This window comes from Burkholderia sp. BDU5 (genome assembly GCF_001522845.1).
Taxonomy (GTDB): Bacteria; Pseudomonadota; Gammaproteobacteria; order Burkholderiales; family Burkholderiaceae; genus Burkholderia; species Burkholderia mayonis.
The window spans coordinates 13,537-36,800 of sequence record NZ_LOWC01000029.1 but is presented as its reverse complement, the minus strand read 5'-3'; the positions used below and the strand labels follow the sequence as shown (position 1 = coordinate 36,800).

21 protein-coding genes are annotated in these 23,264 nt (G+C 68.0%); 14 read left to right on the top strand and 7 right to left on the bottom strand.

What is annotated here, in order from left to right:
* Positions 1-12: 12 nt before the first annotated feature.
* From WS69_RS05565 to WS69_RS35455, 3 genes are all read right to left on the bottom strand, one after another.
* The gene (locus WS69_RS05565; RefSeq protein ID WP_059469802.1) at positions 13-1,632 is read right to left on the bottom strand and encodes a peptide ABC transporter substrate-binding protein; all 1,620 of its coding nucleotides are present in this window, start codon (positions 1,630-1,632) and stop codon (positions 13-15) included.
* A 189-nt stretch (positions 1,633-1,821) separates the two neighbouring features.
* Complete coding sequence (locus WS69_RS05560) at positions 1,822-2,403, bottom strand: cupin domain-containing protein (RefSeq protein ID WP_059469801.1); 582 nt, start codon at positions 2,401-2,403, stop codon at positions 1,822-1,824.
* Positions 2,387-2,632, bottom strand: coding sequence for a hypothetical protein (locus WS69_RS35455; protein ID WP_082715967.1), 246 nt, complete (start codon positions 2,630-2,632; stop codon positions 2,387-2,389). The genes WS69_RS05560 and WS69_RS35455 overlap by 17 nt, the downstream gene beginning before the upstream one ends.
* Here WS69_RS35455 and WS69_RS34005 point away from each other — a divergent pair.
* From WS69_RS34005 to WS69_RS34000, 3 genes are all read left to right on the top strand, one after another.
* Positions 2,612-3,043, top strand: a complete 432-nt coding sequence (locus tag WS69_RS34005; protein ID WP_197419209.1) for a hypothetical protein — start codon at positions 2,612-2,614, stop codon at positions 3,041-3,043. The genes WS69_RS35455 and WS69_RS34005 overlap by 21 nt on opposite strands.
* A complete protein-coding gene (locus tag WS69_RS05555) occupies positions 3,040-4,542 on the top strand; it encodes a peptide MFS transporter (RefSeq protein ID WP_059469800.1) in 1,503 nt (500 codons plus the stop codon). The genes WS69_RS34005 and WS69_RS05555 overlap by 4 nt, the downstream gene beginning before the upstream one ends.
* 111 nt (positions 4,543-4,653) lie before the next feature.
* Entirely contained in the window at positions 4,654-4,857 is a 204-nt protein-coding gene (locus WS69_RS34000) for a hypothetical protein (RefSeq protein ID WP_059469799.1), read from the top strand.
* A 41-nt stretch (positions 4,858-4,898) separates the two neighbouring features.
* On the opposite strand, the gene WS69_RS05545 is transcribed toward WS69_RS34000, so the two are convergent.
* The 3 genes from WS69_RS05545 to WS69_RS05535 all read right to left on the bottom strand — a co-directional run bounded on the left by WS69_RS05545 (position 4,899) and on the right by WS69_RS05535 (position 8,841).
* Positions 4,899-6,578, bottom strand: coding sequence for a phosphodiester glycosidase family protein (locus WS69_RS05545; RefSeq protein WP_059469798.1), 1,680 nt, complete (start codon positions 6,576-6,578; stop codon positions 4,899-4,901).
* 413 nt (positions 6,579-6,991) lie between these two features.
* Entirely contained in the window at positions 6,992-8,107 is a 1,116-nt protein-coding gene (locus WS69_RS05540) for an OpgC domain-containing protein (RefSeq protein ID WP_059469797.1), read from the bottom strand.
* Positions 8,108-8,544: 437 nt separating this feature from the next.
* Positions 8,545-8,841, bottom strand: coding sequence for an acylphosphatase (locus WS69_RS05535; protein ID WP_059469796.1), 297 nt, complete (start codon positions 8,839-8,841; stop codon positions 8,545-8,547).
* Positions 8,842-9,003: 162 nt separating this feature from the next.
* On the opposite strand from WS69_RS05535, the gene hpnA reads away from it, so the two are divergent.
* The 3 genes from hpnA (at position 9,004) to WS69_RS05525 (ending at position 12,245) form a co-directional block, all read left to right on the top strand.
* Positions 9,004-10,011: a hopanoid-associated sugar epimerase gene (gene hpnA / locus WS69_RS05530; RefSeq protein WP_059469795.1), complete on the top strand. Its 1,008-nt coding sequence runs from the start codon at positions 9,004-9,006 to the stop codon at positions 10,009-10,011.
* A gap of 270 nt (positions 10,012-10,281) precedes the next feature.
* Positions 10,282-10,623 carry a hypothetical protein gene (locus WS69_RS33995; protein ID WP_197419208.1) on the top strand — a complete coding sequence of 114 codons (342 nt, stop codon included), beginning with the start codon at positions 10,282-10,284 and terminating at the stop codon, positions 10,621-10,623.
* A gap of 263 nt (positions 10,624-10,886) precedes the next feature.
* Complete coding sequence (locus WS69_RS05525; protein WP_059469794.1) at positions 10,887-12,245, top strand: hypothetical protein; 1,359 nt, start codon at positions 10,887-10,889, stop codon at positions 12,243-12,245.
* A gap of 464 nt (positions 12,246-12,709) precedes the next feature.
* Here WS69_RS05525 and WS69_RS05520 read toward each other — a convergent pair whose 3' ends face one another.
* On the bottom strand, positions 12,710-13,900 hold the full coding sequence (locus WS69_RS05520; RefSeq protein WP_059469793.1) for a glycosyltransferase: 1,191 nt from the start codon (positions 13,898-13,900) through the stop codon (positions 12,710-12,712).
* 381 nt (positions 13,901-14,281) lie between these two features.
* Between WS69_RS05520 and ispH the strand changes: the two genes are divergently transcribed.
* The 8 genes from ispH to WS69_RS05480 all read left to right on the top strand — a co-directional run bounded on the left by ispH (position 14,282) and on the right by WS69_RS05480 (position 23,199).
* On the top strand, positions 14,282-15,223 hold the full coding sequence (gene ispH / locus WS69_RS05515; protein WP_059469792.1) for a 4-hydroxy-3-methylbut-2-enyl diphosphate reductase: 942 nt from the start codon (positions 14,282-14,284) through the stop codon (positions 15,221-15,223).
* A 12-nt stretch (positions 15,224-15,235) separates the two neighbouring features.
* Complete coding sequence (hpnH, locus tag WS69_RS05510; RefSeq protein WP_059469791.1) at positions 15,236-16,396, top strand: adenosyl-hopene transferase HpnH; 1,161 nt, start codon at positions 15,236-15,238, stop codon at positions 16,394-16,396.
* A gap of 519 nt (positions 16,397-16,915) precedes the next feature.
* Entirely contained in the window at positions 16,916-17,269 is a 354-nt protein-coding gene (locus tag WS69_RS05505; protein ID WP_059469790.1) for a DOPA 4,5-dioxygenase family protein, read from the top strand.
* A gap of 186 nt (positions 17,270-17,455) precedes the next feature.
* A complete protein-coding gene (locus tag WS69_RS05500) occupies positions 17,456-18,379 on the top strand; it encodes a LysR family transcriptional regulator (RefSeq protein WP_059469904.1) in 924 nt (307 codons plus the stop codon).
* Positions 18,380-18,541: 162 nt separating this feature from the next.
* Positions 18,542-20,596 carry an FUSC family protein gene (locus tag WS69_RS05495; RefSeq protein WP_231747079.1) on the top strand — a complete coding sequence of 685 codons (2,055 nt, stop codon included), beginning with the start codon at positions 18,542-18,544 and terminating at the stop codon, positions 20,594-20,596.
* Entirely contained in the window at positions 20,586-20,780 is a 195-nt protein-coding gene (locus WS69_RS05490) for a DUF1656 domain-containing protein (protein ID WP_059469788.1), read from the top strand. The genes WS69_RS05495 and WS69_RS05490 overlap by 11 nt, the downstream gene beginning before the upstream one ends.
* Before the next feature lie 16 nt (positions 20,781-20,796).
* A complete protein-coding gene (locus WS69_RS05485) occupies positions 20,797-21,711 on the top strand; it encodes a biotin/lipoyl-binding protein (protein ID WP_059469787.1) in 915 nt (304 codons plus the stop codon).
* A gap of 9 nt (positions 21,712-21,720) precedes the next feature.
* Entirely contained in the window at positions 21,721-23,199 is a 1,479-nt protein-coding gene (locus WS69_RS05480) for an efflux transporter outer membrane subunit (RefSeq protein ID WP_059469786.1), read from the top strand.
* The last annotated feature ends 65 nt before the right edge of the window (positions 23,200-23,264 follow it).

Sequence of the window (23,264 nt, the reverse complement as noted above, 5' to 3'; positions counted from 1 at the left end):
GATCGGCTCCGCTCAGTGCTTGGTCAGATACATGTCCTGCGACGCGCGCATGTCGATGTAGTTCGTCAGCGTGTAGCCGGCGACATACGGCTTCACGAGACGGTCCGCCGAATACTGGAAGAGCGACACCATCGGATAGTCGCTCATCGCGAGATCGTGCGCCTGCGTGAGGAGCGTCGTGCGCGAGCCCTCGTCGAGCTTCTGGTTCGCTTCGGCGACGAGCGCGTCGACCTTCGGATTGCAATAGCCGACCGTGTTCTGCGGGCTGCCGCAGCGGATCAGGTCGAAGAACGTCATCGCGTCGTTGTAGTCGGCGAACCAGCCGTCGCGCGCGACCTGCACCTTGCCGTCATGACGTTGCTTCATCAGCACCTTGAACTCGACGTTCTCGAGCTTCGCCGTCACGCCGAGCTTCGTGCGCCATTCGGATGCCGCGAAGAGCGCGACCTTCTTGTGCAGGTCGTTCGTGTTGTAGGTCAGCGTGAACGTGAGCGGATTCGAGTCGCCGTAGCCCGCCTGCTTCAGGAGGTTCTTCGCATACTCGACGCGCTTGCCCATCGGCCACGACGCCCAGTCCGGCGTGAACGGCCGCTGCACGCCCTTCACGCCTTTCGGCATCAGCCCGTACATCGGCACTTCGCCCGCCTGCGTGATCTTCGACGTCAGGATCTCGCGATCGAGCACCATCGCAAGCGCCTCACGCACGCGCTTGTCCTTCAGCGCCGGGGCGCTGTTCTTCAGGTAGTAATAGTACGTCGCAAGCTGCAACCCCGGCCGCAGCTCCTTGCCGAACTGCTTGCTGACCTGGCCGAAGGCGCCCGCGGGAATCGAATACGTGTAATCGATCTGACCCGCCTGGTACATCCGTAGCGCGGTCTCGTCGTTCTCGATCGGCAGATAGGTGACCTTGCGGATCACGACGTTGCGCGCGTTCCAGTATTTGCCGCTCTTCGCCATCACGATGCGGTTGTTCGGCTGCCAGTCGACGAGCGTGTACGGTCCATTGCTCACGATGTTCTTCGGCTGCGTCCATGCGCCGCCGAACTTCGTCACCGTGTCCTTGTTGACGGGCGCAAGCGGCGCCATCGCGGTCAGCTCCGGGAAGTACGATACCGGCACCTCGGTCTTCACTTCGACCGTATACGGGTCGACCGCGCGAATGCCGAGATTCGTCGGCGGCTGCTTGCCCGCGATGATCGCCGACGCGTTCTTCACGAACTCGACGAGAATCGTGTATTTCGAGCTCGTCTTCGGATCGGCGAGGCGCTGCCATGAATACACGAAATCGGCGGCGGTCACCGGCTGGCCGTTGCTCCACTTCGCGTCGCGGCGCAGCTTGAAGATCCACGTATCCGGCGCCTTGTGCTCCCACGACTGCGCGACACCCGGCACCACGCTCCCGTCCGCGGCGATGCGCGCGAGCCCTTCGAACAGATCCAAACCGATCGTATTGGCGGTCCAGGATTCGATGTACGCGGGATCGAGCGATTCGACTTCGGCGGGCACTTGCCGCGTCAGATCCTGCTGATCGGCAAGAACGACATTCGAGGGAACGGAGACGGCCGAGGCGAACTGCGCCGTGGTCAGGGCGAGCGCGGCCAGCACGGCCGCGAAGGCATGCGTGTGTTTCATCGTGTGCGATAGGTAGTAGTGGTAGCGGGAAAGCGACGCGCGGCGCGGTACAAGGAGGCCGTGCGCGGCGCGAAGAACGCTTAAGGCTGCGAAGAAACGGGGGGCCCCTGGTGCCTGTATTTCATGTTAGTCCTCCTTACGTTGCTTTCGACAGGCACCCCGTTCGAAGAAACGAAGGAATGCCCCGCCTTAGAACAACCTCGGTGTCCCGACCCAGACCACCACCGACTCGATCTTCGCGGTGTTGACCCAGCTATGCGGAACTGTCGACTGGTAATGCGCGCTGTCGCCGGCGTGCAGGACGAACGTCTTGCCCTCCAGCGTCAACGACACTTCACCTTCGATCACATACAGGAATTCCTCGCCTGCATGCGTCGTGACCTCGGACCGCTTCTGCCCCGGCGGCATCCGCACGAGAATCGCCTCGAGCTGACGCCCTTCCATCACGTTCGTCATCCGCGCGAACAGATTCGCCGAATCGGCGAAGCTGAAGAAGCGCAACTGATCCCCGCGGCAAACCGAACGCTCTTCGCTCGGCGTCTCGACGAAATACTGCACCGTGACACCCAGTGCATGCGCGATGCCGGCCAGCGACGTGATGGACGGCGACGCGAGCCCGCGTTCGACCTGCGACAAAAACGGCTTGGAAATGCCCGCTGCGGTCGCTGTTTCGTCGAGCGTGCGCTTCAACCGCTGCCGCAGCGCCCGAATCTTGCTGCCGAGCGCGATGCCGACATTGGCAGGCCGCGTGTTTTCAGTGGAAGGAACCATAGCAGGCCGAAATCTTATCGTCAAAAAATGTTTGATGGAAAATAACGAAGTTTGATAGATATGACTTACTCTTCGTCGTCTCGAGCAGCGCCGCCAGCCCGAATCGGATGCCGCGAGCCGCAGCGCCGAGTTCGAGACGGCACGCTATCTTGCCAGACTCGCCGCCTTCACAGGCAAGCTCCACGCGGGTTTGCGCGTATCGCGACAAATGACGGCAATCGGCTTTCAATCAGCCCACGACCATGAGCAGCAAAGAAGACAGCCCTCTTTTTCGGGGATTACCCTGAGTGACGAAGATCCGACAGGCCGCGAGAATCGCGGCCGCCTCGCGAACCGCGACGATCTCGCGGACCGCTCGTTTTTCACCGGCGACGGCGCGCAGCCCATCCGCTGCGCGCGGCGCCTCGTCGTGCGCCCCGATCCGGGTGCTTGCCTGCCTATCGACATGACTTCCCTTTCCTCTTTCTCGCGCGCCGCGCACGCACGTTTTCGCATCTCGTCACCCGCACTGCACCGCCCTCGCGCCAGCGCCGATCCGCCGGGCCCGGCTAGCCGCCGCGTCGCGGCCGGCGTCTCGCCCGCTATCCGCCGCGTCGTCGCGCGCGGCGTTTCGTCTGCTCAATCCGGAGGTGCACAATGAATACTCGCGTGTCACAGACCCGCTCGTTTACCACGGTCTTTCTGATCGAAATGTGGGAACGTTTCGGCTATTACGGGATGGCGGCCCTGCTCGTCCTCTTCATGGTCGACAAGCTCGGCTTCACCGACGGCCATGCGAACCTGACCTGGGGGGCGTTCACCGCGCTCGTCTACGCGTCGCCGTCGATCGGCGGCTGGATCGGCGACAAGGTGCTCGGCGCGCGCCGCTCGATGATCGCCGGCGCGTTCGTGCTGTGCGCAGGCTACCTGATGCTTGCGATTCCGAACGATCATCTCGCGTTCATGTATGCGTCGCTCGGCGTGATCGTCGTCGGCAACGGGCTCTTCAAGTCGAACGCCGCGAACCTCGTACGCCGCATCTATGAAGGCGACGACGCACGAATCGACAGCGCGTTCACGATCTACTACATGGCGGTCAACATCGGCTCCACCGCGTCGATGCTCGCGACGCCGTGGATCAAGGATCACTGGGGCTGGCACGCGGCGTTCGCCGTCTGCTGCGCCGGGATGGCGCTCGGCATCCTCAACTTCGTGCTGATGCATCGCACGCTCGCGCACATCGGCTCGCAGCCCGACGCGGAGCGCGTCCACTGGCGGCGCCTCGCGGCGGTCGCGGCGGGCGGCGTCGCGCTCGGCCTCGTCACGATGTACGTGCTGGGCCACAAGCAGCTCGCGGTCGCGAGCGTGTGGACCGCCGCATTCGCGATCCTCGCGATCTTCGTGTACATGATCGTGAAGTCGAACCGCTCCGAGCGCGCGGGCCTCATCGCCGCGCTGCTGCTGATCGCGCAGGTGATCCTGTTCTTCGTCTTCTATGTGCAGATGTCGACGTCGCTTACGCTGTTCGCGCTGCGCAACGTCGATCCGCGTTTCATCCTGTTCGGCACGACGCTCTTCACGTGGAGCGCCGCGCAGTTCCAGGCGCTCAATCCGATCTGGATCATGCTGCTCAGCCCCTTGCTCGTCGTGATCTACAACGGTCTCGCGAAGCGCGGCCGCGATCTGCCCGTCGCCGGGAAGTACGCGCTCGGCTTCGGCGTCGTCGCGCTCGGCTACCTGGCGTTCGCGATGAGCGGACGCTTCGCGGTCGACGGCCGCGTGTCGTCGTGGTTCATGGTGGCGGGCTACGGCTTCTACTCGCTCGGCGAACTGCTCGTGAGCGGCCTCGGCCTCGCGATGATCGCGCGCTACGTGCCGGCCCGGATGGGCGGCTTCATGATGGGCGCGTACTTCGTCGCGACGGGCGTATCGCAATATCTCGGCAGCGTCATCGCGAACTTCGCGCAGATGCCGTCGCACGATCTCCCCGCGACCGCGTCGCTGCCGCTCTACATCAAGCTGTTCACGGGCCTCGGCTGGCTCGCAGCGGGCGGCATGGCGATCGGCCTGCTGCTACTGCCGCTGATGAACAAGCTGTCGCGCGAGCATCTTCGCTGCGAAGCGGAGCGCCGCAACGCGCAGGCGGTCGCCGCGCACTAGTGAAATCCCTCGACATGTGACTTGCGCGCAACATTCTCCCTACGGTTCGCCCGTAAGCGTCCTACACTGAAACAACTCGCCGGCACGGGCGACATCGGCAGGGAGAGAACGATGAAAAACAAGACAACGAGGCTTTGGCGGATGCTGTCGGATATCCGCCGCGCGCAACGCTGCACGGCGCTGCGCGCGTCGGCTGCGGCAACCGACGTGGATGCGCTGCTGACCGAGCGCGACGACGATCCCCCCGACGCGGACGACGCGTCGCAGGACGATGCGGCGAGCGCAAGGCAAACGAGGACGGATCTGCGCCATTGATGCCGCCGCGCCGCGTGCCCCGCTTGCGCGCGGCTTCTTCGTCAGCTCGGCAACAGCATCAGTGTGTCGCCGACGCCTCGCTCGCCCGTCGTGTCGGACGGATGTCCGACCGTCTTTCCGCCAATCACCATGTTGCTCGAGCCGCCGCCGTCGAGATTGACTGCGGACGTCGCGCCGAGCCACGCCATCACCGCCGCCGTCTCCGGAATGCTCGTGCCGACGCTCAGCGCCGGCTGCCGGCCGTCGATCTCGACGAGCAGGATCGTGCCGTCGGCCGCGACGCCGACCGCCGTGCGCCCGTTGCGCGCAACATACCAGCCGTTGTACCAGTTGCCGTTCGCGGTGCCGCCTTCGCCTGCGTCGACGCCGCCCACCGTCGGCGCGAATCCCTCCTGCGCGGCGCTCTGCGCGAGATTCGATACCGATAGCGTCGGCCCCGCCTCGACGAGCGACGTGCCCGATGCGAGCGCCAGGTCCGCGCCGTTCGCCGACAGCCGTTGCGATACGGCAAGGCGCGTGCCGGGCGTCGCGTGCGCCTGCAGCCACGCGGCGCTCGCGCCGAGCCCCTGCAGCACGTAGCCGTTCGGCGGCGGCGCCGCGCCGAGCGTCGCGTGGCCCGACACCACCGCGCCGTTCGCATCGACCACGAGCTCGTAGCGCGCGCCCTGATAGCCGGCGTCGACGAGCGTGTTCGACGCGCCGCCGCGCAGATATAGCGCGTCGTACATCACCAGGTCGTCGTAGTTCGTGCAGACCGTGTCCTGCGCCGGCTCGCGCGTCGGCGTCTGCGCCTGCACGCCGCAATTGACGACCGTGCCGAGGATCGGCCGGTTCAGCGTCTGGACCGCGATCGCGCTGCCCTGTGCGTCGGTCAGCGTGATCGTCGTCGCGAGGTTGCGCACGATCGTCGCGCGCTGGCGGCCGTTCGCGTCGCGCGCGAGCAGCAGGCCGGGACGCTTGCCGATCGCCGCGGCGGCAAGGCGTCCGTCGACGACCGTCGCGCCGACGGGCGATCGCGGCGGCAGCGGCGCGCCGAACGGATTGATGTTCGTGAAGAAGCCGCCGTTGATGCCGGCGAGCGCGTTGACGCGCGCCTGCGCCGCCGATACCGTCTCGCCGCCCGCGCCGAGATCGTTGCCGCCCGGCAGCGCGACCGACAGCGCCGCGCCGGCCCGCGACGGATCGATCGCGAGCACGTTGACGATCCATGGCCCCGTCGTCGGATTGCCGGCGAGCGACGTATGCCGCGTGCCGGGCTTGTAGCGATTCTGCGTCGCCTGCGCGATCTGCACGGCCGCCGCCGTCGCGTCGGCCTGCGCCGCGTAGCGGCCGACCGACAGCCAGTAGCCGAGCACGTTGCCCTGCAGGTCGGTGCCCGCCGACGCGTCGACGCGCGCCGTGAAGCCGGCGGCGGCGAGATTCGCCGCATCGGTTTGCGTCGCGGCCTGCGTCGCATAGAAGCCGATGTTGACAGTCCAGAAGTCGGCCGCGCTCGGTGCGCCGCGCTTGATCTGGTAATAAGTGACGCCCGTCGCGACGGACTGCGACGACACGCCCTGCGCAAGGCCTTGCGGACCGAGCGGCATCTCGTTCGCGGGCATTGCCCAGCGCTGCGCAGCCGGCGTCAGATCGTCCCCGCCGCAGCTCGCGAGCGTGAGCGTCAACGCGACGACGGGCAGCAGACGTGCCGCGAAGATTCTGATTGATTTCGTTGTCCGCACGATTTTTCCTCGATCGATTTCGTCCGCTGCAAGGCAACGCGGCGGGGACCGAGTATACGAACTGCCCATGACGGCGCGGTTAAAGGCGAGGCGACCTGCGTGAGCGAGCGGCCGCGCGCCGAACAGCGCTCAGCCGACGCCGAATCCCGGGCACGCAACGCGGCGCTGAACGGCTCGCCCCGCTCCGGCCGATGCAACGCGAGGATTTCGAAGCGATATGCGCGAAGCGTGGCGACACGCGCTCAAGCGCCGAACGCAAGCGTGCGGCGGGCCGTGGCGGCTCGACGACCGGCAGGACGTCGCGGCGGTGCCGCCGATGCTCATCGCGCAATGAGCGATACGTGCGGCGCATACGACGACGCGGACAGCAAGCGCACGTGAAAAAGATTGGCAGTGCGCATCACCTGCTTGCGTTACGCGGCCACGCTCCTGCGAATGCGCTGGAACAATTGTCCCGAGCTCGCGACGGTCAGCATCAGCGCGAGCGCGCACGCATCCGCGGCAAGACCGACTCCGACCTGCAGCATCCGCGCGTTGCCGTTCATCCCGTGCAGCACCGAATCGAGCGTCAGCGATATTGCCGCGCCGACGACGAAGCACAGCATCCCGCGCCGCCCGACCGCCACGACAGGCCACGCCGCGCGCGCGATCCGCGCGATCCAGCCGTAGCGAACGAGTTCGGCCATCAGCCACGCGAATGCGATGAAGTTCATCACGCGCGGCCACGCGAGATTGCGCTTGAGCTCGCCTTCCGGCAGCGGCAATCCGGAAAACAGCTTGTAGTACGCGCACGCGAGTACGACCGTGAGCGCGACTGCGGTGATCGCGGCGCCACCCGGCCCCGCCGCGACATCGCGATGCAGCGGCCAGCAGCGCACGAGCACGCCGAGCACGAACATCAGCTGCCACGCGAACGGATTGAAATTCCAACGGAACGAATCGGTGTCGAGGAGCTCGGCCGCGAGCCAGCCCGCGCAACTCCACAGCAGCACGCTGCCGAACAGCAGCCGCCATGGCTTCGCCCGCGCGAGCGGCACGACGACGGGCGTCGCGAGCGCGAACAGCACGTACATCGGCAACACCGACGCGAGATACGGCTGGCGCTTGAACGTCAGCAGTTCGATAAGCCCCGCGAGCGGCGACGCGAGCAGCACGCTGATGTCGTCGAGCGCCATGTTCGGCGCGTCGATCCCGTAATGGTCGAGCACGGCCGACACGACGAGCATCAGCGTCGACGTCGCGAGAAACGCGCGATAGATCTGCGCGGCGCGCCGCACGAAACGCCGCCGCGCGGCACCCGCGCCGTGCCGCGCGCTAACGGCGAGATACGCGCTCGCGGTCGCGAAGCCGCCGAGGAACACGAACACCTCGGCCGCGTCGCACAGCGCGAATGCGTGCAGCGTCACGCGCGACAGCACGCTCGCGCCGATGTGATCGACGACGATCGTCAGCAACACGAGGCCGCGAAAGAAGTCGACCTCGATCGAGCGTCCGGCGGCCGCTTGGGGAGACGTGGCGGGAAAACTCATCGCACGGCCGGGCCGATGCGTGTGGCGAGCGCGGCGTCGGCGGCGAGGAGCGGAACAATCAGGCTCGCGAGCCGTTCGGCCGCGATCGGAAGCGAGTACCGGGGGATTGTCCGGCGATGCGCCGACGTGAAGGAGCAGCGCCCCTGCGACGTGAAAACATGACCGTTCATGGGCGGGCCCGTAGGCGCAAGAATTCGTTCAAAAAATTCTAATCGCCGCTAAGGGCATGCCCTAAGTAACAAAATGAAACGAAATCTTTAGACAGATTACAAGACGGACCGCTCGTCGCGGATGCGGATGCGGATGCGAATGGGCATGCGGCGTGCCCGCTGTGGCGATGAGCGGGATTCACATGCGTGTCGCGCGATCGATGCGCGCCGACGCCGCCACCGACAGCGCGATCCCCCGCCCCGCCCGCGAATACTCGGACGCGGCGGTCAATGCTGCTGGAAGCGCTCGAAGCGCTTGTCGGTCCGGCGCTCCTCGAACGTCACCTCGGTCACGTGCGCGGCGGGCGGCCCGTGCCGCAGCCACGCGAGCATCCGGTCGATCTGCGGCGCCGTGCCTTGCAGCATCGCCTCGACCGAGCCGTCGTCGAGATTCGCAACCCAGCCGCGCAGACGAAGCGCATGCGCCTCGCGCACGGTCGCGTGCCGGAAGCCCACGCCCTGCACCACGCCGCGCACCCGCACGTAATAGGTTTCGATCCGTTCGTCCAGATCGTCGCCGTTCATCGCATCCCCCGTGTCATCCAATCGATCAAGCCCGGCATTGTAGTCGCGCGCCGTGAACGGCGCTCGACGGACGGCGCGCCGCCCATGCGAGGCGACCACGTACAATCTCGCACGACGCACAACAAGCCAGCCGCGCCGCACGACCGCGCGGCCATGAGGACTATGACTGACATACAACGCGATCTCGTTCTGGTGACCGGCGCTTCCGGTTTTGTCGGCTCTGCCGTCGCGCGCGCCGCGCGGCAGCAAGGCTATCGGGTGCGTGTACTCGTGCGGCCGACGAGCCCGCGCACGAACGTCGCGGATCTCGACGCCGAGATCGCGACGGGCGACATGCGCGACGAGGCGTCGATGCGCGCCGCCCTGCGCGGCGTGCGCTACCTGCTGCACGTCGCGGCCGATTACCGGCTGTGGGCGCCCGACCCGCTCGAGATCGAGCGCGCGAATCTCGAAGGCGCGGTCGCGACGATGCGCGCGGCGCTCGCCGAGGGCGTCGAGCGGATCGTCTACACGAGCAGCGTCGCGACGCTGAAGGTGACGCCGTCGGGCGCATCGGCCGACGAATCGTTGCCGCTCGCGGCCGAGCAGGCAATCGGCGTATACAAGCGCAGCAAGGTGCTCGCGGAGCGCGCGGTCGAGCGGATGATCGCCGACGACAGGCTGCCTGCAGTGATTGTCAATCCGTCGACGCCGATCGGCCCGCGCGACGTGAAGCCGACGCCGACCGGCCGGATCATCGTCGAAGCCGCGCTCGGCAAGATCCCGGCGTTCGTCGACACGGGGCTGAACCTCGTGCACGTCGACGACGTCGCGCTTGGCCACCTGCTCGCGCTCGAGCGCGGGCGGATCGGCGAACGCTACATCCTCGGCGGCGAGAACCTGCCGCTGCAGACGATGCTCGCCGACATCGCGCAATTGACGGGCCGCAAGACGCCGACGCTCGCGCTGCCGCGCTGGCCGCTGTATCCGATCGCGCTCGGCGCGGAGGCGGTCGCGAAGGTGACGAAGCGCGAACCGTTCGTGACGGTCGACGCGCTCAGGATGTCGAAGAACAAGATGTATTTCACGTCGACGAAGGCGGAACGCGAGCTCGGCTATCGCGCGCGACCGTATCGCGAAGGCATCCGCGACGCGCTCGACTGGTTCCGGCAGGCAGGCTACTTGCGCTGAGCGGCGCGCGAGCGTGGGCGGATCGCCGCAGCGATTCGGAGGCGATTCGGAGGCGCTCTTTGGGAGCGCTTTGAAGACGCGCTTCGGAGTCGAACGGGCGGCGACCAGGCGGCGCTTTGGCACGCGCTTCTCACGGCCCTTGCGACATTCCGGTTCTTTCGCGGCTCGCAGCAGGATATCGGCACGTCGCCTTCTGCACGTCGCCTTCTCCTTGCGGAAAGCGCGAAGTCCGGCGCCCGCTCGCCGACGCGGCAATCGACGATCGAAGGCATGTCGCGCGGTATGGGGGTGCACGAGCGACATGCGGCCATGCGCGCATCGCCGCTCTTCGCACAGCCATCCGCCCGCATCTCGCGCAAGACGGACGCGATCGATGCTGCCATGTCGTCAACGGGCCGACCGGAGCATCCGGCTGCGGAAGCCATGCCGGCAACCTCGTGCGGCCGACGACAGGAGAATTACACGCGATTCGAGATCGCCAAACACGACGCAGCCCCACCTGCATCGACATTCTTGTCGCTATTTGTACATATCCCGGCCGACACGGCGACGAATATCGTCGGCCTGTCGCCGGCAGCGTCTGCCAGCGCCATCCGATCGCAACCGGCGTGAAGCGCGCCGCCACATGCCGGCGTAGAAAATGGCAATCGGATGACCGCCAAAGGCGGCGAAGCGTGCTTGCATCGACCTTCATGCCGCCATCTATCGACATCTTGTCCGATGCTGGCGCGAATCGTGCCGAGCCGCCTCCAACGACGCAAACCAACGCGCCCGGCAACCGTCGCAGCGGCACTACCAGCATTTTGTTACATGCAACGTTCGAACCTACGCAGGGCCTGCGGGTAAAATCGCGGGTCTTACTAGAGAATGCACGCATGAACTTGAACGATCAGATCGATACGCTCGACAGCCGCGTCGATCAGCTCATCCATACGGTGTGTGTGGTAGCGAGCGCAGCCCAGGAAGCCGCCGCCGCTGCCGCCGCGGACAAGGCCGCCGCGCAGGCCGCCGCCGAAGAAGCCGCCGCGATGCACGCGGAAGCGGCCGAAATGTCCGTCGAACAATCGACGCTCGAAGCCCTCGCCGCTCAGGCGGCCGCCGACAAGCACGCCGCCGAGTCGCTCGCGACACAGGCTGCCGCCGTCCGGGCCGCGGCCGAAGCCGCCGCTGCGCAGGCGGTCACCGACAAGGCCGCGGCCGAAGTGCTCGCCACCCAGGCGGCAGCGGATCGCGCAGCCGCCGAGCACGCCGCGGCGCAAGCGGCGGCGGACAAATCAGCCGCCGAGTCGCTCGTCGCACAAGCCGCAACCGAACGCGAGACAGCGGAACAGGCCGCGACCGACAAGGCCACTGCAGAAGCGCTTGCTGCGCAAGCGGCCGCGGCTCGCGCAGCCGCGGAACACGCGGCGGCTCAAGCCGCCACCGACAGGCGCTCTGCCGAATCGCTCGTCGCACAGGCGGCATCGGAGCGCGCGACCGCCGAGCACGCGGTCACGCAAGCAGCCGCCGACCGGGCCGCAGCCGAACAAGCCGCAAGCCAGGCCACGACCGACAAGGCCACCGCCGAATCGCTCGCCGCCCAAGCGACGGCGGATCGCGCAGCGACCGAACAAGCCGCCGCTCAGGCAGCAGCCGACAAAACCGCAGCCGAGTCGCTCGCCGCCCAAGCGGCGGCGGACCGCGCTACTGCCGAGCAGGCCGCCGCCCAGGCGGCGGCCGACAAGGAGGCGGCGGAGTCGCTGTTCGCGCAGGCCATGACCGAACGCTCGGCCGCGGAAGCCGCTGCCGCGCGCGCCGCGAACTACAAGGCGACGGCCGAATCGCTCGCGTCGCAGGCCGAGCAGAACCGCGCGGTCGCCGCAGCCGCTGCGCCGGTCGCGACGATTCGAGCGACGAACGGCCAGCCGGGCCAGCCGTCGCTGCATGTCGCACGGCCGTCTCAGGACGAAATCACGCTCGCGCTCGGCGAGCGCTCGGTGTCGCTGCCGCCGCAGCAGCTCAGTCAACTGATCGAGGAATTGGCGCACGCGCGTGCGTCGATGACGATCGAGCAGCCGACCGGTCTGCCGAACGGCTGGCGCTTCGTGTCGACACGCAATCCACTGATGGCTGTGCAGAAACAGGTGAACGGCGACCGCCTGCTCGTCGCGCGGCACAGCGGCTACGGCTGGGTGCCGTTCACGTTCTCGCCGGACGTCGTGATCCAGCTATACATGCTGCTCACGCAGAAGTGAGGCGACGGCGCGACGGCTCGTTGACGGCGCGCCGAACCGCTAACGGCGGCCGCATGGCGCGTATCGGCCAGAGCGTCCGGACCGATCGAGCGACTGGGACAACGGCGAAAACCGTCACCCCGAAAACACGGGAATGAATGTGGCGAACGGCGTGTCCACGCCGCGTGCCCCGGATTGGCCGGTGCGTCCGAGGCGATCGAGGCGTCCGAGGCGATCGAGCGGCCGGCGCGACGGCGCAAACGGCGGTTGCAGGAAAAATCGGGTACGACCGTGACAGCCGGAGATCGCCGAATGCGAATGCCTTCGGCCGCCGAATCGCCCCGAGACGGACGGACTGATCGAGACAACGCATCGCCCGGAGATAGCGGAAACGCTTGCTTCACACGCCAACGCGCACGCCGAACCGGGCGAAGCGGCTGCAGCCGAATGGCGGCGCATAACGACCGCGCCGCCGTCACGACGCGTCAACGATCCTGCACCGGCGCCTGCACGCGCGCCTTCCACTGCCCGCCCTTGCCGCGCCAGTAGCGCATCGCCGACGCGACCGTCGCGCCGACGTAGAACAGCGCGACGAGCGGCAGCGCAGGCGCCCACCACGGCGAGCGGCGGTAATAGCTCAGCATCGGCGCGTACGCGGTGCACATCGACGCCCACGCGAGCCACGCCGGCCACGCGCGCGCGCCATACGCGAGCGCGGCGACGGGCGGCGCCAGATAGATGATCGTCATTCCGACGAGCGTGCCCAGCAGCAGCACCGGCGAGTAGCGGAGCTGCGTGAACGCGGTCCGCGCGATCATGTTCCAGATGTCGCGCCAGCTATCGTACGGGCGCAACGACACGCTGCGCTCGGCCAGGTCGAGCCGGATCGGATGATGCCCGGCGCCGCGATGCTTGATCTGCGCGGCGAGGCTGCAATCGTCGATCAGCGCGCCGCGGATCGATTCGATGCCGCCCGCCTCCTCGAGCGCGTCGCGGCGCACGAGCATGCAGCCGCCCGCCGCGCCCGCCGTCTTGTTGCGCGGATCGTTGACCCACGAGAACGGGTAGAGCTTCGCGAAGAAGAACACGAATGCCGGGATCAGCGCCTTTTCCCAGAACGAATCGCACCGCAGCCGCACCATCAGCGACACGAGATCGCGCTTCTCGGCCTGCGCGCGCGTGACGAGCTGCGCGACCGCGTCCGCCGGATGGCCGATGTCGGCATCCGTCAGCAGCAGATAGTCGGCGGGCAGCCCGAGCGAGCGCACCGCGGCAATCCCCTGCGACTGCGCCCACACCTTGCCCGACCAGCCGGCAGGCAGCGCCTCGGCGGTCAGCACGGTCAACCGGCCGGCGCGGCCGACGGCCGCCGCGGCCGCGCGTGCGGCGTCGGCGGTGCCGTCGGCGCTGTGGTCGTCGACGACGATCAGATGGAACGGGCCTGCATAGTCCTGCTCGACGAGCGATTTGACGGCCTCGCCGATCACGTCGGCCTCGTTGCGGGCGGGCACGACGGCCGCGACCGCGGGCCAGCCGGCGTCGGCGGCCGCGCCGCGCGCGTCGGGCGGCAGCCGCCGCGCGGGGCGCGCGCGCCAGAAGCCGCCGCGCACGAACAACAGCACGAGCCAGATCACGAGCGACAGGCACGACAGCAGAAACACGACGATCAGCGTCATGCGCGGCCCTCCGCCCGTGCGCCGCGGCGCCCCGGCGCGCGGCCCGCGCAGGCGGCCCGGCGCGCCGCCGCGCCCGTTTCGTTACGATCGACTTCCATGCAAATCAGCCCTTTAAGTGCCTTCCGGCGTCAGCGAACCGAAAGGATCGGTGAAAACTACCTAGTTTACTGGGTTTGACGCGCGCAAGCGCCGGACCTCCGGGGTTGCTCCAATTGCCACAACGTCAGGAACGGTAAAGCACGCAAAAGCCGATAGGGTTAAAATGCGCGATTACTTCGGGGTGCCGGGCCCGTTCCTGCATTCATAACATCCAAGTTGGGGCGATCGGGCCGGCCTGCCGGCCGCTCGCACCCCGCGTCAGTCGTCGGAGTTCGCCCAAATATGCGAGTCATCCTTGCCCAGCCTCGCGGCTTTTGTGCGGGGGTTGTCCGCGCGATCGAGATCGTCGAGCGCGCGCTGCAACAGCACGGCGCACCGGTCTATGTACGTCACGAAATCGTTCATAATCGGCACGTCGTTGAAAACCTGAGAAATAAAGGGGCGCGATTCGTTGAGGAACTCGACGAAGTGCCGCACGGCGCTGTCGCGATCTTCAGTGCGCATGGCGTCGCCCAGACTGTCGAAAAGGATGCCGAGACCCGGGGCCTCGACGTCCTCGACGCGACCTGCCCGCTCGTCACGAAAGTGCACGTGCAGGGGCGCCAGTACGTTGCGGCCGGCCGCCGGCTGATTCTGATCGGCCATGCCGGCCATCCGGAAGTCGAAGGCACGATCGGCCAGATTCCGGGCGAGGTGATCCTCGTCCAGAGCGAAGCCGAGGCCGACACGCTGACGCTGCCCGCCGATACGCCCGTCGCGTACGTCACGCAGACGACACTGTCGGTCGACGACACGCGCGGCATCATCGAGGCGCTGCAACGCCGGTTCACCGACATCGTCGGCCCGGACACGCGCGACATCTGCTACGCGACGCAGAACCGCCAGGCGGCCGTGCGCGAGCTGAGCGAACAGGTCGATGTGCTGCTCGTCGTCGGCGCGACGAACAGTTCGAACTCGAACCGGCTGCGCGAGATCGGCGCCGAAAGCGGCGTGCCTAGCTATCTCGTCGCGGACGGCTCGGAAATCCGCGCCGAATGGTTCGCCGGCGCACACGCGGTCGGTCTCACGGCCGGCGCGTCAGCGCCTGAAGAGATGGTCGAGGACGTGATCGCCGCCCTGCGCGCGCTCGGTCCGGTCGAGGTCGCGACGATGTCGGGCCGCGAGGAAAAAGTCGAATTCAAGTTGCCGGCGAAGCTCACGCAAGCTGTCGCCCGCGAAGTTTAAGGAGGACATCTCTTGTCTATTCCGCTGCTCCAGCAAGCCCGCGTCGGCGCATACATCGTGCGCCAACATCTGTCCGGCAACAAACGCTATCCGCTCGCGCTGATGCTCGAGCCGCTGTTCCGCTGCAACCTCGCGTGCAACGGTTGCGGCAAGATCGATTACCCGGATCCGATCCTGAACCAGCGGCTGTCGATCGAGGAATGCCTGCAGGCCGTGGACGAGTGCGGCGCGCCCGTCGTTTCGATCGCGGGCGGCGAGCCGCTGCTGCACAAGGAAATGCCGGAAATCGTCAAGGGCATCATGAAGCGCAAGAAGTTCGTGTACCTGTGCACGAACGCGCTCCTGATGGAAAAAAAGATGGACGACTATCAGCCGAGCCCGTACTTCGTCTGGTCAGTCCACCTCGATGGCGACGAGCAGATGCACGATCACTCGGTGTCGCAGGAAGGCGTGTACGAGAAGGCCGTCGCGGCGATCAAGGAAGCGAAGCGCCGCGGCTTCCGCGTGAACATCAACTGCACGCTGTTCAACGACGCGATCCCCGAGCGCGTCGCGAAGTTCTTCGACACGCTCAAGCCGATCGGCGTCGACGGCATCACGGTGTCGCCGGGCTACGCGTACGAGCGCGCGCCTGACCAGCAGCACTTCCTGAACCGCGACAAGACGAAGAACCTGTTCCGCGAAATCCTGAAGCGCGGCGAAGGCGGCAAGCGCTGGTCGTTCAGCCAGTCGTCGCTGTTCCTCGACTTCCTCGCCGGCAACCAGACCTACAAGTGCACGCCGTGGGGCAACCCGGCGCGCACGGTGTTCGGCTGGCAGAAGCCGTGCTATCTGGTCGGCGAAGGCTACGTGAAGACCTTCAAGGAGCTGATGGAAACGACCGAGTGGGACAACTACGGCGTCGGCAACTACGAAAAGTGCGCGGACTGCATGGTCCACTGCGGCTTCGAGGCGACGGCCGTGATGGACACCATCGCGCATCCGCTGAAGGCGCTGAAGGTGTCGATGAGCGGCATCAAGACGGAAGGCAAGTTCGCGCCGGACATCTCGATCGACAAGCAGCGTCCGGCCGAGTACGTGTTCTCGCGCCACGTCGAGATCAAGCTCGAAGAGATCCAGCGCGCGGGCAAGGGCAAGCTGCAGAAGTCGGTGAAGCCGGCCGCGACTGCCTGACGGCCGCAGGCGATGCGGACGCGGCAGCGTCCGCCGTCGTCGACGAGGGCGCCCCGGATGGAATCCGGGGCGCCTTTTGTTTTGGGCGTATTTTTTTTACGGTTTGGGCCGGCGTTTTCATCGCGCTTTGCGATGCGTCGGTCGATGTGTCGCGCGTTTCGCGGTACGTGGCGTGTTGTCGTGTGTCGCGTGTCCGACGACAGGCAGCGCCGCTCGCGACGGTCGACGCGTCCGAGCGCTGCCCACTGCGTCGTCCATCGCGAGCGCGTGCGACCCGGAATCCGTGGCGCGCGCCCTTCGGCTTCGCGCAGCGCCTCGCTTTCCGGCACGACGATCAGCGCGACGCGCGACGCCCGTCGCACATCGATCGGCAACGAAGACGTTGCCCGTCGGCGAGCGCGCTAGCCCGCGTCGCGTTACGATCCTCTCGAACCGGCGCCCGATCACGCGCCGCCATCGACAACGCCGCGTGCAACCGCCCGACACCGCCATGCACGCGCAGACATTTCGAGAACCGCCATGACTTCATCCAACGTAGCCGCCGTCACCGGCTGGCATGCCCACGTGTATTTCGACGCAGCGAGCCGCGACGCAGCGTGGGCGCTTCGCGAAATCATCGAGCGGCGCTTCGGCGCGACCGTGCAGCTCGGCCGCTTTCACGAACGCCTGGTCGGGCCGCATCCGGCGTGGTCGTATCAGATCGCGTTCGAACCATCGCAATTCGCCGAAGTCGTTCCGTGGCTCGTGCTTCATCACGACGCGCTAGACGTGTTCCTGCATCCGAACACGGGCGACGAACTGCGCGATCATCGCGACGCCGCGGTCTGGATCGGCCGTTCGTACACGCTGAATCTCGACGCGCTCGGCGGCTGACAGACGGCGCGCCGCCGTACGCCGCGCGCAGCGTTCCGGCGACAAGCAGCGCGCGTCCGCGAAGCCGGATCGTCAATGCCGTCGCGCACACGCGTCGCATGCGTGACATGCAATTATGCGGATCGCCAGACGATCGGCTCTCGCACTACCATTGCATGGCATGCACGCTACGACACGGAGGAGCCGATGGCACCTGACCTGAATCTGCTGATTGCGCTCGACGCGCTGCTCGAAGAAGGCAGCGTCGCCGGCGCCGCGCGCCGCATGAATCTCAGTCCGCCCGCGATGAGCCGCACCCTCGCGCGCATTCGCGAAACCGTCGGCGACCCGATCTTCGTCCAGGCCGGCCGCAAGATGGTGCCGACGCCGCGCGCGCTCGCGCTGCGGGGCGTCGTGCGCGAGACGGTCGAGCGCGCGTCGCAGTTGCTCGCGCCGAGCGCCGAAGTCGATTTGCGCACGCTCGACAAACAGTTCAACGTGCGCGCGAACGACATCTTCGTCGGCATGCACAGCGGCCGGCTGCTCGAGGAGATGGAGCGCGGGATGCCACGCGCGATGCTGCGCTTCACGCCCGAGGAAGACGACGTCGACGACGACGCGCTGCGCAGCGGCCGCATCGACCTGTTCATCAGCGCGGCGCGGCGCCTCGGGCCCGAAATCCGCGTGCAGCCGCTCTTCACGACGACGTTCGTCGGGCTCGCGCGAAGCGATCATCCGATCTTCGACGACGACATCACGCCCGAGCGCTTCGCGCGCTGGCCGCACATCGGCGTGTCGCGGCGCGGCAAGTCGTCCGGGCCGGTCGACACCGCGCTCGCCGAGCGCGGGCTGAAGCGCCACGTGTCGCTCGTCGTGCCGACACCGTACGCGGCGGTCTTCGCACTGCAGGCGTCGGACCTGATCCTGCCGCTGCCCGAGCATCTCGCGCGCGGCGCGGTACAGGCGGGACTCGGCGTGCGCGCGTTCGAGCTGCCGGTGCCGCTCGAGACCGTGCTGATCACGCAGGCGTGGCATCCGCGCTTTCAGAGCGACGCCGCGCACCAATGGCTGCGCCGCGTCGTGCGCGCGCTGTGCACCGGGCAGACAGCGTTGCAGCCTGCGCACGCGTAACGCGCGCTCGATCCGTGCGTCCTACGCACTCGTCGATTGCAAAGACTTCACTTTTCTGAGCACGAGCGACGCCCATAGACTGCTTTCGTCATTCATCATGGAGCGGAAGCAGTGCGTGACGCAGCAGATCAGACGGCCGCCGTCGCGGCGGCGCCCGGACGCATGAGCCGAGCGACGGCGGCGCTGCTCGCGCGCATCGACCTCTTCACGCCGCGCAGCGCCTATCTCGCACGCTCGACCGTCGCGGCCGCGCTCGCGCTCGGCGTCGCGTATCGGCTGGAGCTGGAAACGCCGTATTCGGCTGCGTCGACCGTACTGCTCGTGATCAATCCGGTCCAAGGCGCGGTGATCGGCAAGGGCGTGTGGCGCATCGTCGGCACGATCGCCGGGATGCTCGTCGCGTTCGTGCTGATGGAACTGTTCGCGCAGAAGCCGCTGCTGTTCATGCTCGGTTTCGGCTTCTGGCTCGGTCTGTGCGTTGCCGGCATGACGCTCTTGCGGCACTTCCGCGCGTCGGGCACCGTGGTCGCCGGCTATACGATCGGGCTCGCGACGTACGGCGCGATGCAGCGCCCCGCGCTGACCTTCGAGCACGTGATCGGCCGCGGCTCGACGGTCGTGATCGGCGTGCTGTGCCTGAGCCTCGTGTCGATGCTGGTCAGCACGCGCGACGTCAGCGCGAAACTCGAAGCGCTGGTGACGCGGCTCGCCGCCGCCGTCGCGCGCGCGGTCGCCGTGCAGCGCGGCGGCATCGCGGCCGCGCCCGGCGACGACAAACGGCTCGCACTGCTTGCCGACATCTACGGGATCGACGATCTGCTCGCGCTCGGCAAGGCCGAATCCGAAGATCTCGCGCAGCGCGCGATGGCCGTGCGGCACGGAATGGCGTCGCTGTTCGGCGCGCTGGCTGGCGGCACGCCGCCGCTGCCCGCCGACAGTCCGAGCGCGCGCGCGATCGCGAGCCTGCAGCCGCGGCTCGAAGCGGCGTGGCAAGCCGCCGCCGACGCGCTCGCCCTCGGCCCCGACGGCACCGCGCGCGCAGTCACGCTGCTCGGCGATGCGCGCACGCGCTTTCAGGCCGCGCTCGCCGAGATCGCGTTCGCCGATCCGCGCGACGAAGCCGCGCTGCTGATCGCGGGCGAGCGCCTGCTCGAGCAGATCGACGACTATCTCGCCGCGCTGCGCGGCCTCGCCGAATTGCAAAGACCGCGGCCGTACGGCAAGCCCGCGCCGGTGCGCTTTCATCGCGACGTGCGCTCGGCCGTGCGGAACGGCGTGCGCTCGATGTGCGCGATCGTGATCACCGGCGCGATCTGGATCGCGACCGGCTGGGATCAGGGCGACATGATGCTGCTCGTCGTCGCGCCGTATTGCGCGCTGCTCGCGACGGCCGGCAATCCCGCCGCGGGCGCGAAGGAATTCATCAAGGGCACGGTCGTCGCGGTGCCTGCCGCGTTCGTCTGCGCGTTCGGCGTCCTGCCGCGCATCGAAGGTTTTCCGCTCCTCGTCGTCGCGCTCGCCCTGTTCTGGCTGCCCGGCATCTACGCGACGAGCGTGCCGAAGACGGCGCTCGCAGGCCTCGCCTATCTCGTCGCGTTCAACACGCTGAACGCGGCGGCCAATCCGTTCCGTCCGGACGTCGGCCTGTTCCTCAATCAATCGGTCGCGTGGGTGCTCGCAACGTTCATCACGCTGCTCACATTCCAGCTCATCCTGCCGCGCAATCTCACCGCCGACATCGCGCGGCTGCGCCGCACGATCCGCGACGACGCGCTCGCGCTTCTCGTCGACAAGCGTCCTGCGGCGTCCGAGTGGCAGCAGCGGCAGCAGCACCGGATCGCGCAGCTCGGCGCGCTCTTGAAGAGCCAGCCGGCCGCAATGACGCAGGCGAGCGTCGAAGGGCTCGCCGCGCTGCACGTCGGCAAGGAACTGCGGCGCATCCGGCGCTTCGTCGCGCGCGGCGATCTGCCCGCGCCCGCGCTCGACTGCGCGCGCGCCGGTCTCGCACGGCTCGCTCGCCGCGCCGCCGAACCCGCGCGTGCCGCGATGCACGCACGCCGCGCCGCACGCGCGATCGCCCGGCTCGTCACGGCGCATCCCGGCCACGACGCCGAGCTGAAGCGGCTGATGGCCGCGTTCGCTGACGTGCACGTGCTGCTGCACACGCACGCCGCGTATTTCACCCCCGCTCCGGAGACGCCTCGCCGTGCTCAGTGAATTCGCCGTGGCCGGCATCTACCTGCCGCCGTTCTTCGTCTACGCATGCGTGACCGTGCCGCTCTACATGGCCGTGCGGGCCGCGCTCGCCCGCGCCGGCCTGCTGCGCCGCGTGTGGCACCCGGCGCTGTTCGAGTTCGCCGTCTCGCTCGTGCTCGCGGCCGCCCTGGTTCTTTATCTCTAGTTCACCGAGTTGCGTCATGTCGCTCAAACCCTTGACCCGTTCCCTGTTGACGCTCGTCGCGGTCGGCCTCGCGATCGCGCTCGTCGCCGCGCTCTGGCGCGCGTACGTGCTCGCCCCCTGGACCCGCGACGGCCGCGTCAGCGCGCATGTCGTGCGGATCGCGCCGGAAGTGTCGGGGACCGTGATCGAAGTCGCGGTCGTCGACAATCAGCGCGTGTCGAAAGGCGACGTGCTGTACCGGATCGATCCGCGGCGCTTCGCGCTCGCAATCGAGCAGGCCGACGCGCAGGTCGCCGCAACCGCCGAGGCGATGCGGCAAAAGAACGACGAGGCGCGCCGCCGCGCCGGCCTCGACGATCTCGTGCCGAAAGAGGACATCCAGCGTTCGAGCCGCGCGGTGTCGATCGCACAGGCCGAGTATCGGAAGGCGCTCGCCGCGCGCGAAATCGCGAAGCTCGACCTCGAACGCGCAACACTGCGCTCGCCGGTCGACGGCTACGTCACGCATCTACGCATGCGTCACGGCGATTACGCGGTCGCGGGCAAGCCGGACATCTCGGTGCTCGATGCGCACAGCTTCTGGATCACCGGCTACTTCGAGGAGACGAAGCTGCGCCGCATCGCCACGGATGCGCCCGCGCAGATCAAGCTGATGGGCTTCGATCCGCTGCTGAGCGGCCACGTGACGAGCATCGGCCGCGGCATCGCCGACGCGAACGGCAACCTCGACGCGCTCGGGCTGCCGACCGTCAATCCGACGTTCAGCTGGGTGCGGCTCGCGCAGCGGATTCCGGTGCGCATCGAGCTCGATCACGTGCCGGCCGGCGTGCTGCTCGCGGCCGGCATGACCTGCAGCGTCGAGATCGGCGAGACCGGTCGCCGCGCGACGCCGCGCGGCCGGCTCGCGTCCTGGCTGCACACGTTGATGTAGGCGGCTGCGATGCGATTCAGTCCTTTTCGTCCGGCACGATTCGCCGCCGCGCTCGCAGCCGGCGCCTGCGCGATCGCGCTCACCGCGTGCACGACGGTCGGCCCCGACTACCGGCCGCCGCAGCCGTCGCATCCGTCCGGCTGGATCGAGCGCGGCGACGGCGCTGTGCAAACCGATCCCGCGCAATTGCAGGACTGGTGGCGAGCGTTCCGCGATCCGCTGCTCGACAAGCTGATCGCACAGTCGATCGAAGGCAATCAGGATCTCGCGATCGCGCGCCAGCGGCTGCTGCAGGCGCGCGCCGAGCGCGACCAGATCGCGAGCCGGCTTGGCCCGACCGTCTCCGCGGGCGGCGCCATCGAAGCGCTGCGCTCGTCGCGCGCGCTCGACTGGCCGCCGGGCATCGGGCAATCGCGCACGTACCGGCTCGGCTTCGACGCGTCGTGGGAACTCGACATCTTCGGCGGCACGCGGCGCGCGATCGAATCGGCGGATGCGCAGGTCGAGGCGATCGACGAAGACCGCCACGCGATTCTCGTGAGCCTGCTCGCCGAGCTCGCGTCGGATTACGCGGAGCTGCGCGCGAGCCAGGCGCGGCTGCAGATCGCGACCGACAACGTCGCGAGCCTCGATGCGACGCGGCGACTGACCGAGCGCTCGGAGCGGCGCGGTCTCGGCGCGTCGTTCGAGGTCGCGCAGGCGCGCGCCGAGCGCGAGCTCGCGCAGGCCGCGCTGCCGCCGCTGCGGGCGAACGTCGCGCGGCTCACGCACGCGATCGGCGTGCTGACGGGCGGCTTTCCCGGCGAGCTGCGCGACGCGCTGAACGCGCCCGGCGCGACGCTGCCCGTCGCACCGCAGTTGCCCGTCACGCTGCCGTCGGACATGATCAGTGAACGGCCGGACGTCCGCGCCGCCGAACGGCGCTTCGCGGCCGCGACCGCGCAGATCGGCCTCGCGCGCGCCGCGCAATTCCCGCGTTTCGCGATTCCGTTGAGCCTCGGCACGACCGCGAGCCTCATGCAGGACCTGTTCAAGAGCGCGAGCATCGCGTGGTCCGTCGCGCTCGAAGGCACGCAAACGCTCTACGACGGCGGCCGCGCGAAGGCGGGCGTCAGCGCCGCGCGGGCCGCGGCCGAAGCGGCGCGAATCGCTTATGCGCAACGCGTCCGCGCCGCGTTCCGCGAGGTCGAAGACGCGCTGACTGTGATCTATGCCGAGCGCGACCGTCAGGCGGCGCTCGTTGCGGCGGTCGGCAGCAGCCAGGACGCGCAGTCGCGCGCGACGCGCCTCTACCGCAACGGCCTGAACGAATACCTGTCGGTGCTCATCGCGCAGCGCGCGACCTACCGCGCTCGCGACGCGCTCGCGTTGAGCCGGCTCGCGCAGGTGCAAGGCGTGATCGCGCTATACAAGGCGCTCGGCGCGGGCTGGCGGCAAGACGCGCCGGTCGCGCAAGCCGACGGCCCGCCGCAGGCGCGCGCGCGTTGATGCGAGTTGATGCGCGCCGCTTCCCGCCTCGCCGTTTTCGTCGCCTTTTTTCATCTGTCCCGGGA

Excerpts from the sequence above, each read along its gene's own strand:
- WS69_RS05565 (WP_059469802.1), bottom strand. The coding sequence starts at position 1,632 with ATGAAACACACGCATGCCTTCGCGGCCGTGCTGGCCGCGCTCGCCCTG.
- WS69_RS05560 (WP_059469801.1), bottom strand. The coding sequence starts at position 2,403 with ATGGTTCCTTCCACTGAAAACACGCGGCCTGCCAATGTCGGCATCGCG.
- WS69_RS34005 (WP_197419209.1), top strand. The coding sequence starts at position 2,612 with ATGACGGCAATCGGCTTTCAATCAGCCCACGACCATGAGCAGCAAAGA.
- WS69_RS05555 (WP_059469800.1), top strand. The coding sequence starts at position 3,040 with ATGAATACTCGCGTGTCACAGACCCGCTCGTTTACCACGGTCTTTCTG.
- WS69_RS34000 (WP_059469799.1), top strand. The coding sequence starts at position 4,654 with ATGAAAAACAAGACAACGAGGCTTTGGCGGATGCTGTCGGATATCCGC.
- WS69_RS05540 (WP_059469797.1), bottom strand. The coding sequence starts at position 8,107 with ATGAGTTTTCCCGCCACGTCTCCCCAAGCGGCCGCCGGACGCTCGATC.
- WS69_RS05535 (WP_059469796.1), bottom strand. The coding sequence starts at position 8,841 with ATGAACGGCGACGATCTGGACGAACGGATCGAAACCTATTACGTGCGG.
- hpnA (WP_059469795.1), top strand. The coding sequence starts at position 9,004 with ATGACTGACATACAACGCGATCTCGTTCTGGTGACCGGCGCTTCCGGT.
- WS69_RS33995 (WP_197419208.1), top strand. The coding sequence starts at position 10,282 with ATGTCGCGCGGTATGGGGGTGCACGAGCGACATGCGGCCATGCGCGCA.
- WS69_RS05525 (WP_059469794.1), top strand. The coding sequence starts at position 10,887 with ATGAACTTGAACGATCAGATCGATACGCTCGACAGCCGCGTCGATCAG.
- WS69_RS05520 (WP_059469793.1), bottom strand. The coding sequence starts at position 13,900 with ATGACGCTGATCGTCGTGTTTCTGCTGTCGTGCCTGTCGCTCGTGATC.
- ispH (WP_059469792.1), top strand. The coding sequence starts at position 14,282 with ATGCGAGTCATCCTTGCCCAGCCTCGCGGCTTTTGTGCGGGGGTTGTC.
- WS69_RS05505 (WP_059469790.1), top strand. The coding sequence starts at position 16,916 with ATGACTTCATCCAACGTAGCCGCCGTCACCGGCTGGCATGCCCACGTG.
- WS69_RS05500 (WP_059469904.1), top strand. The coding sequence starts at position 17,456 with ATGGCACCTGACCTGAATCTGCTGATTGCGCTCGACGCGCTGCTCGAA.
- WS69_RS05495 (WP_231747079.1), top strand. The coding sequence starts at position 18,542 with ATGAGCCGAGCGACGGCGGCGCTGCTCGCGCGCATCGACCTCTTCACG.
- WS69_RS05485 (WP_059469787.1), top strand. The coding sequence starts at position 20,797 with ATGTCGCTCAAACCCTTGACCCGTTCCCTGTTGACGCTCGTCGCGGTC.
- WS69_RS05480 (WP_059469786.1), top strand. The coding sequence starts at position 21,721 with ATGCGATTCAGTCCTTTTCGTCCGGCACGATTCGCCGCCGCGCTCGCA.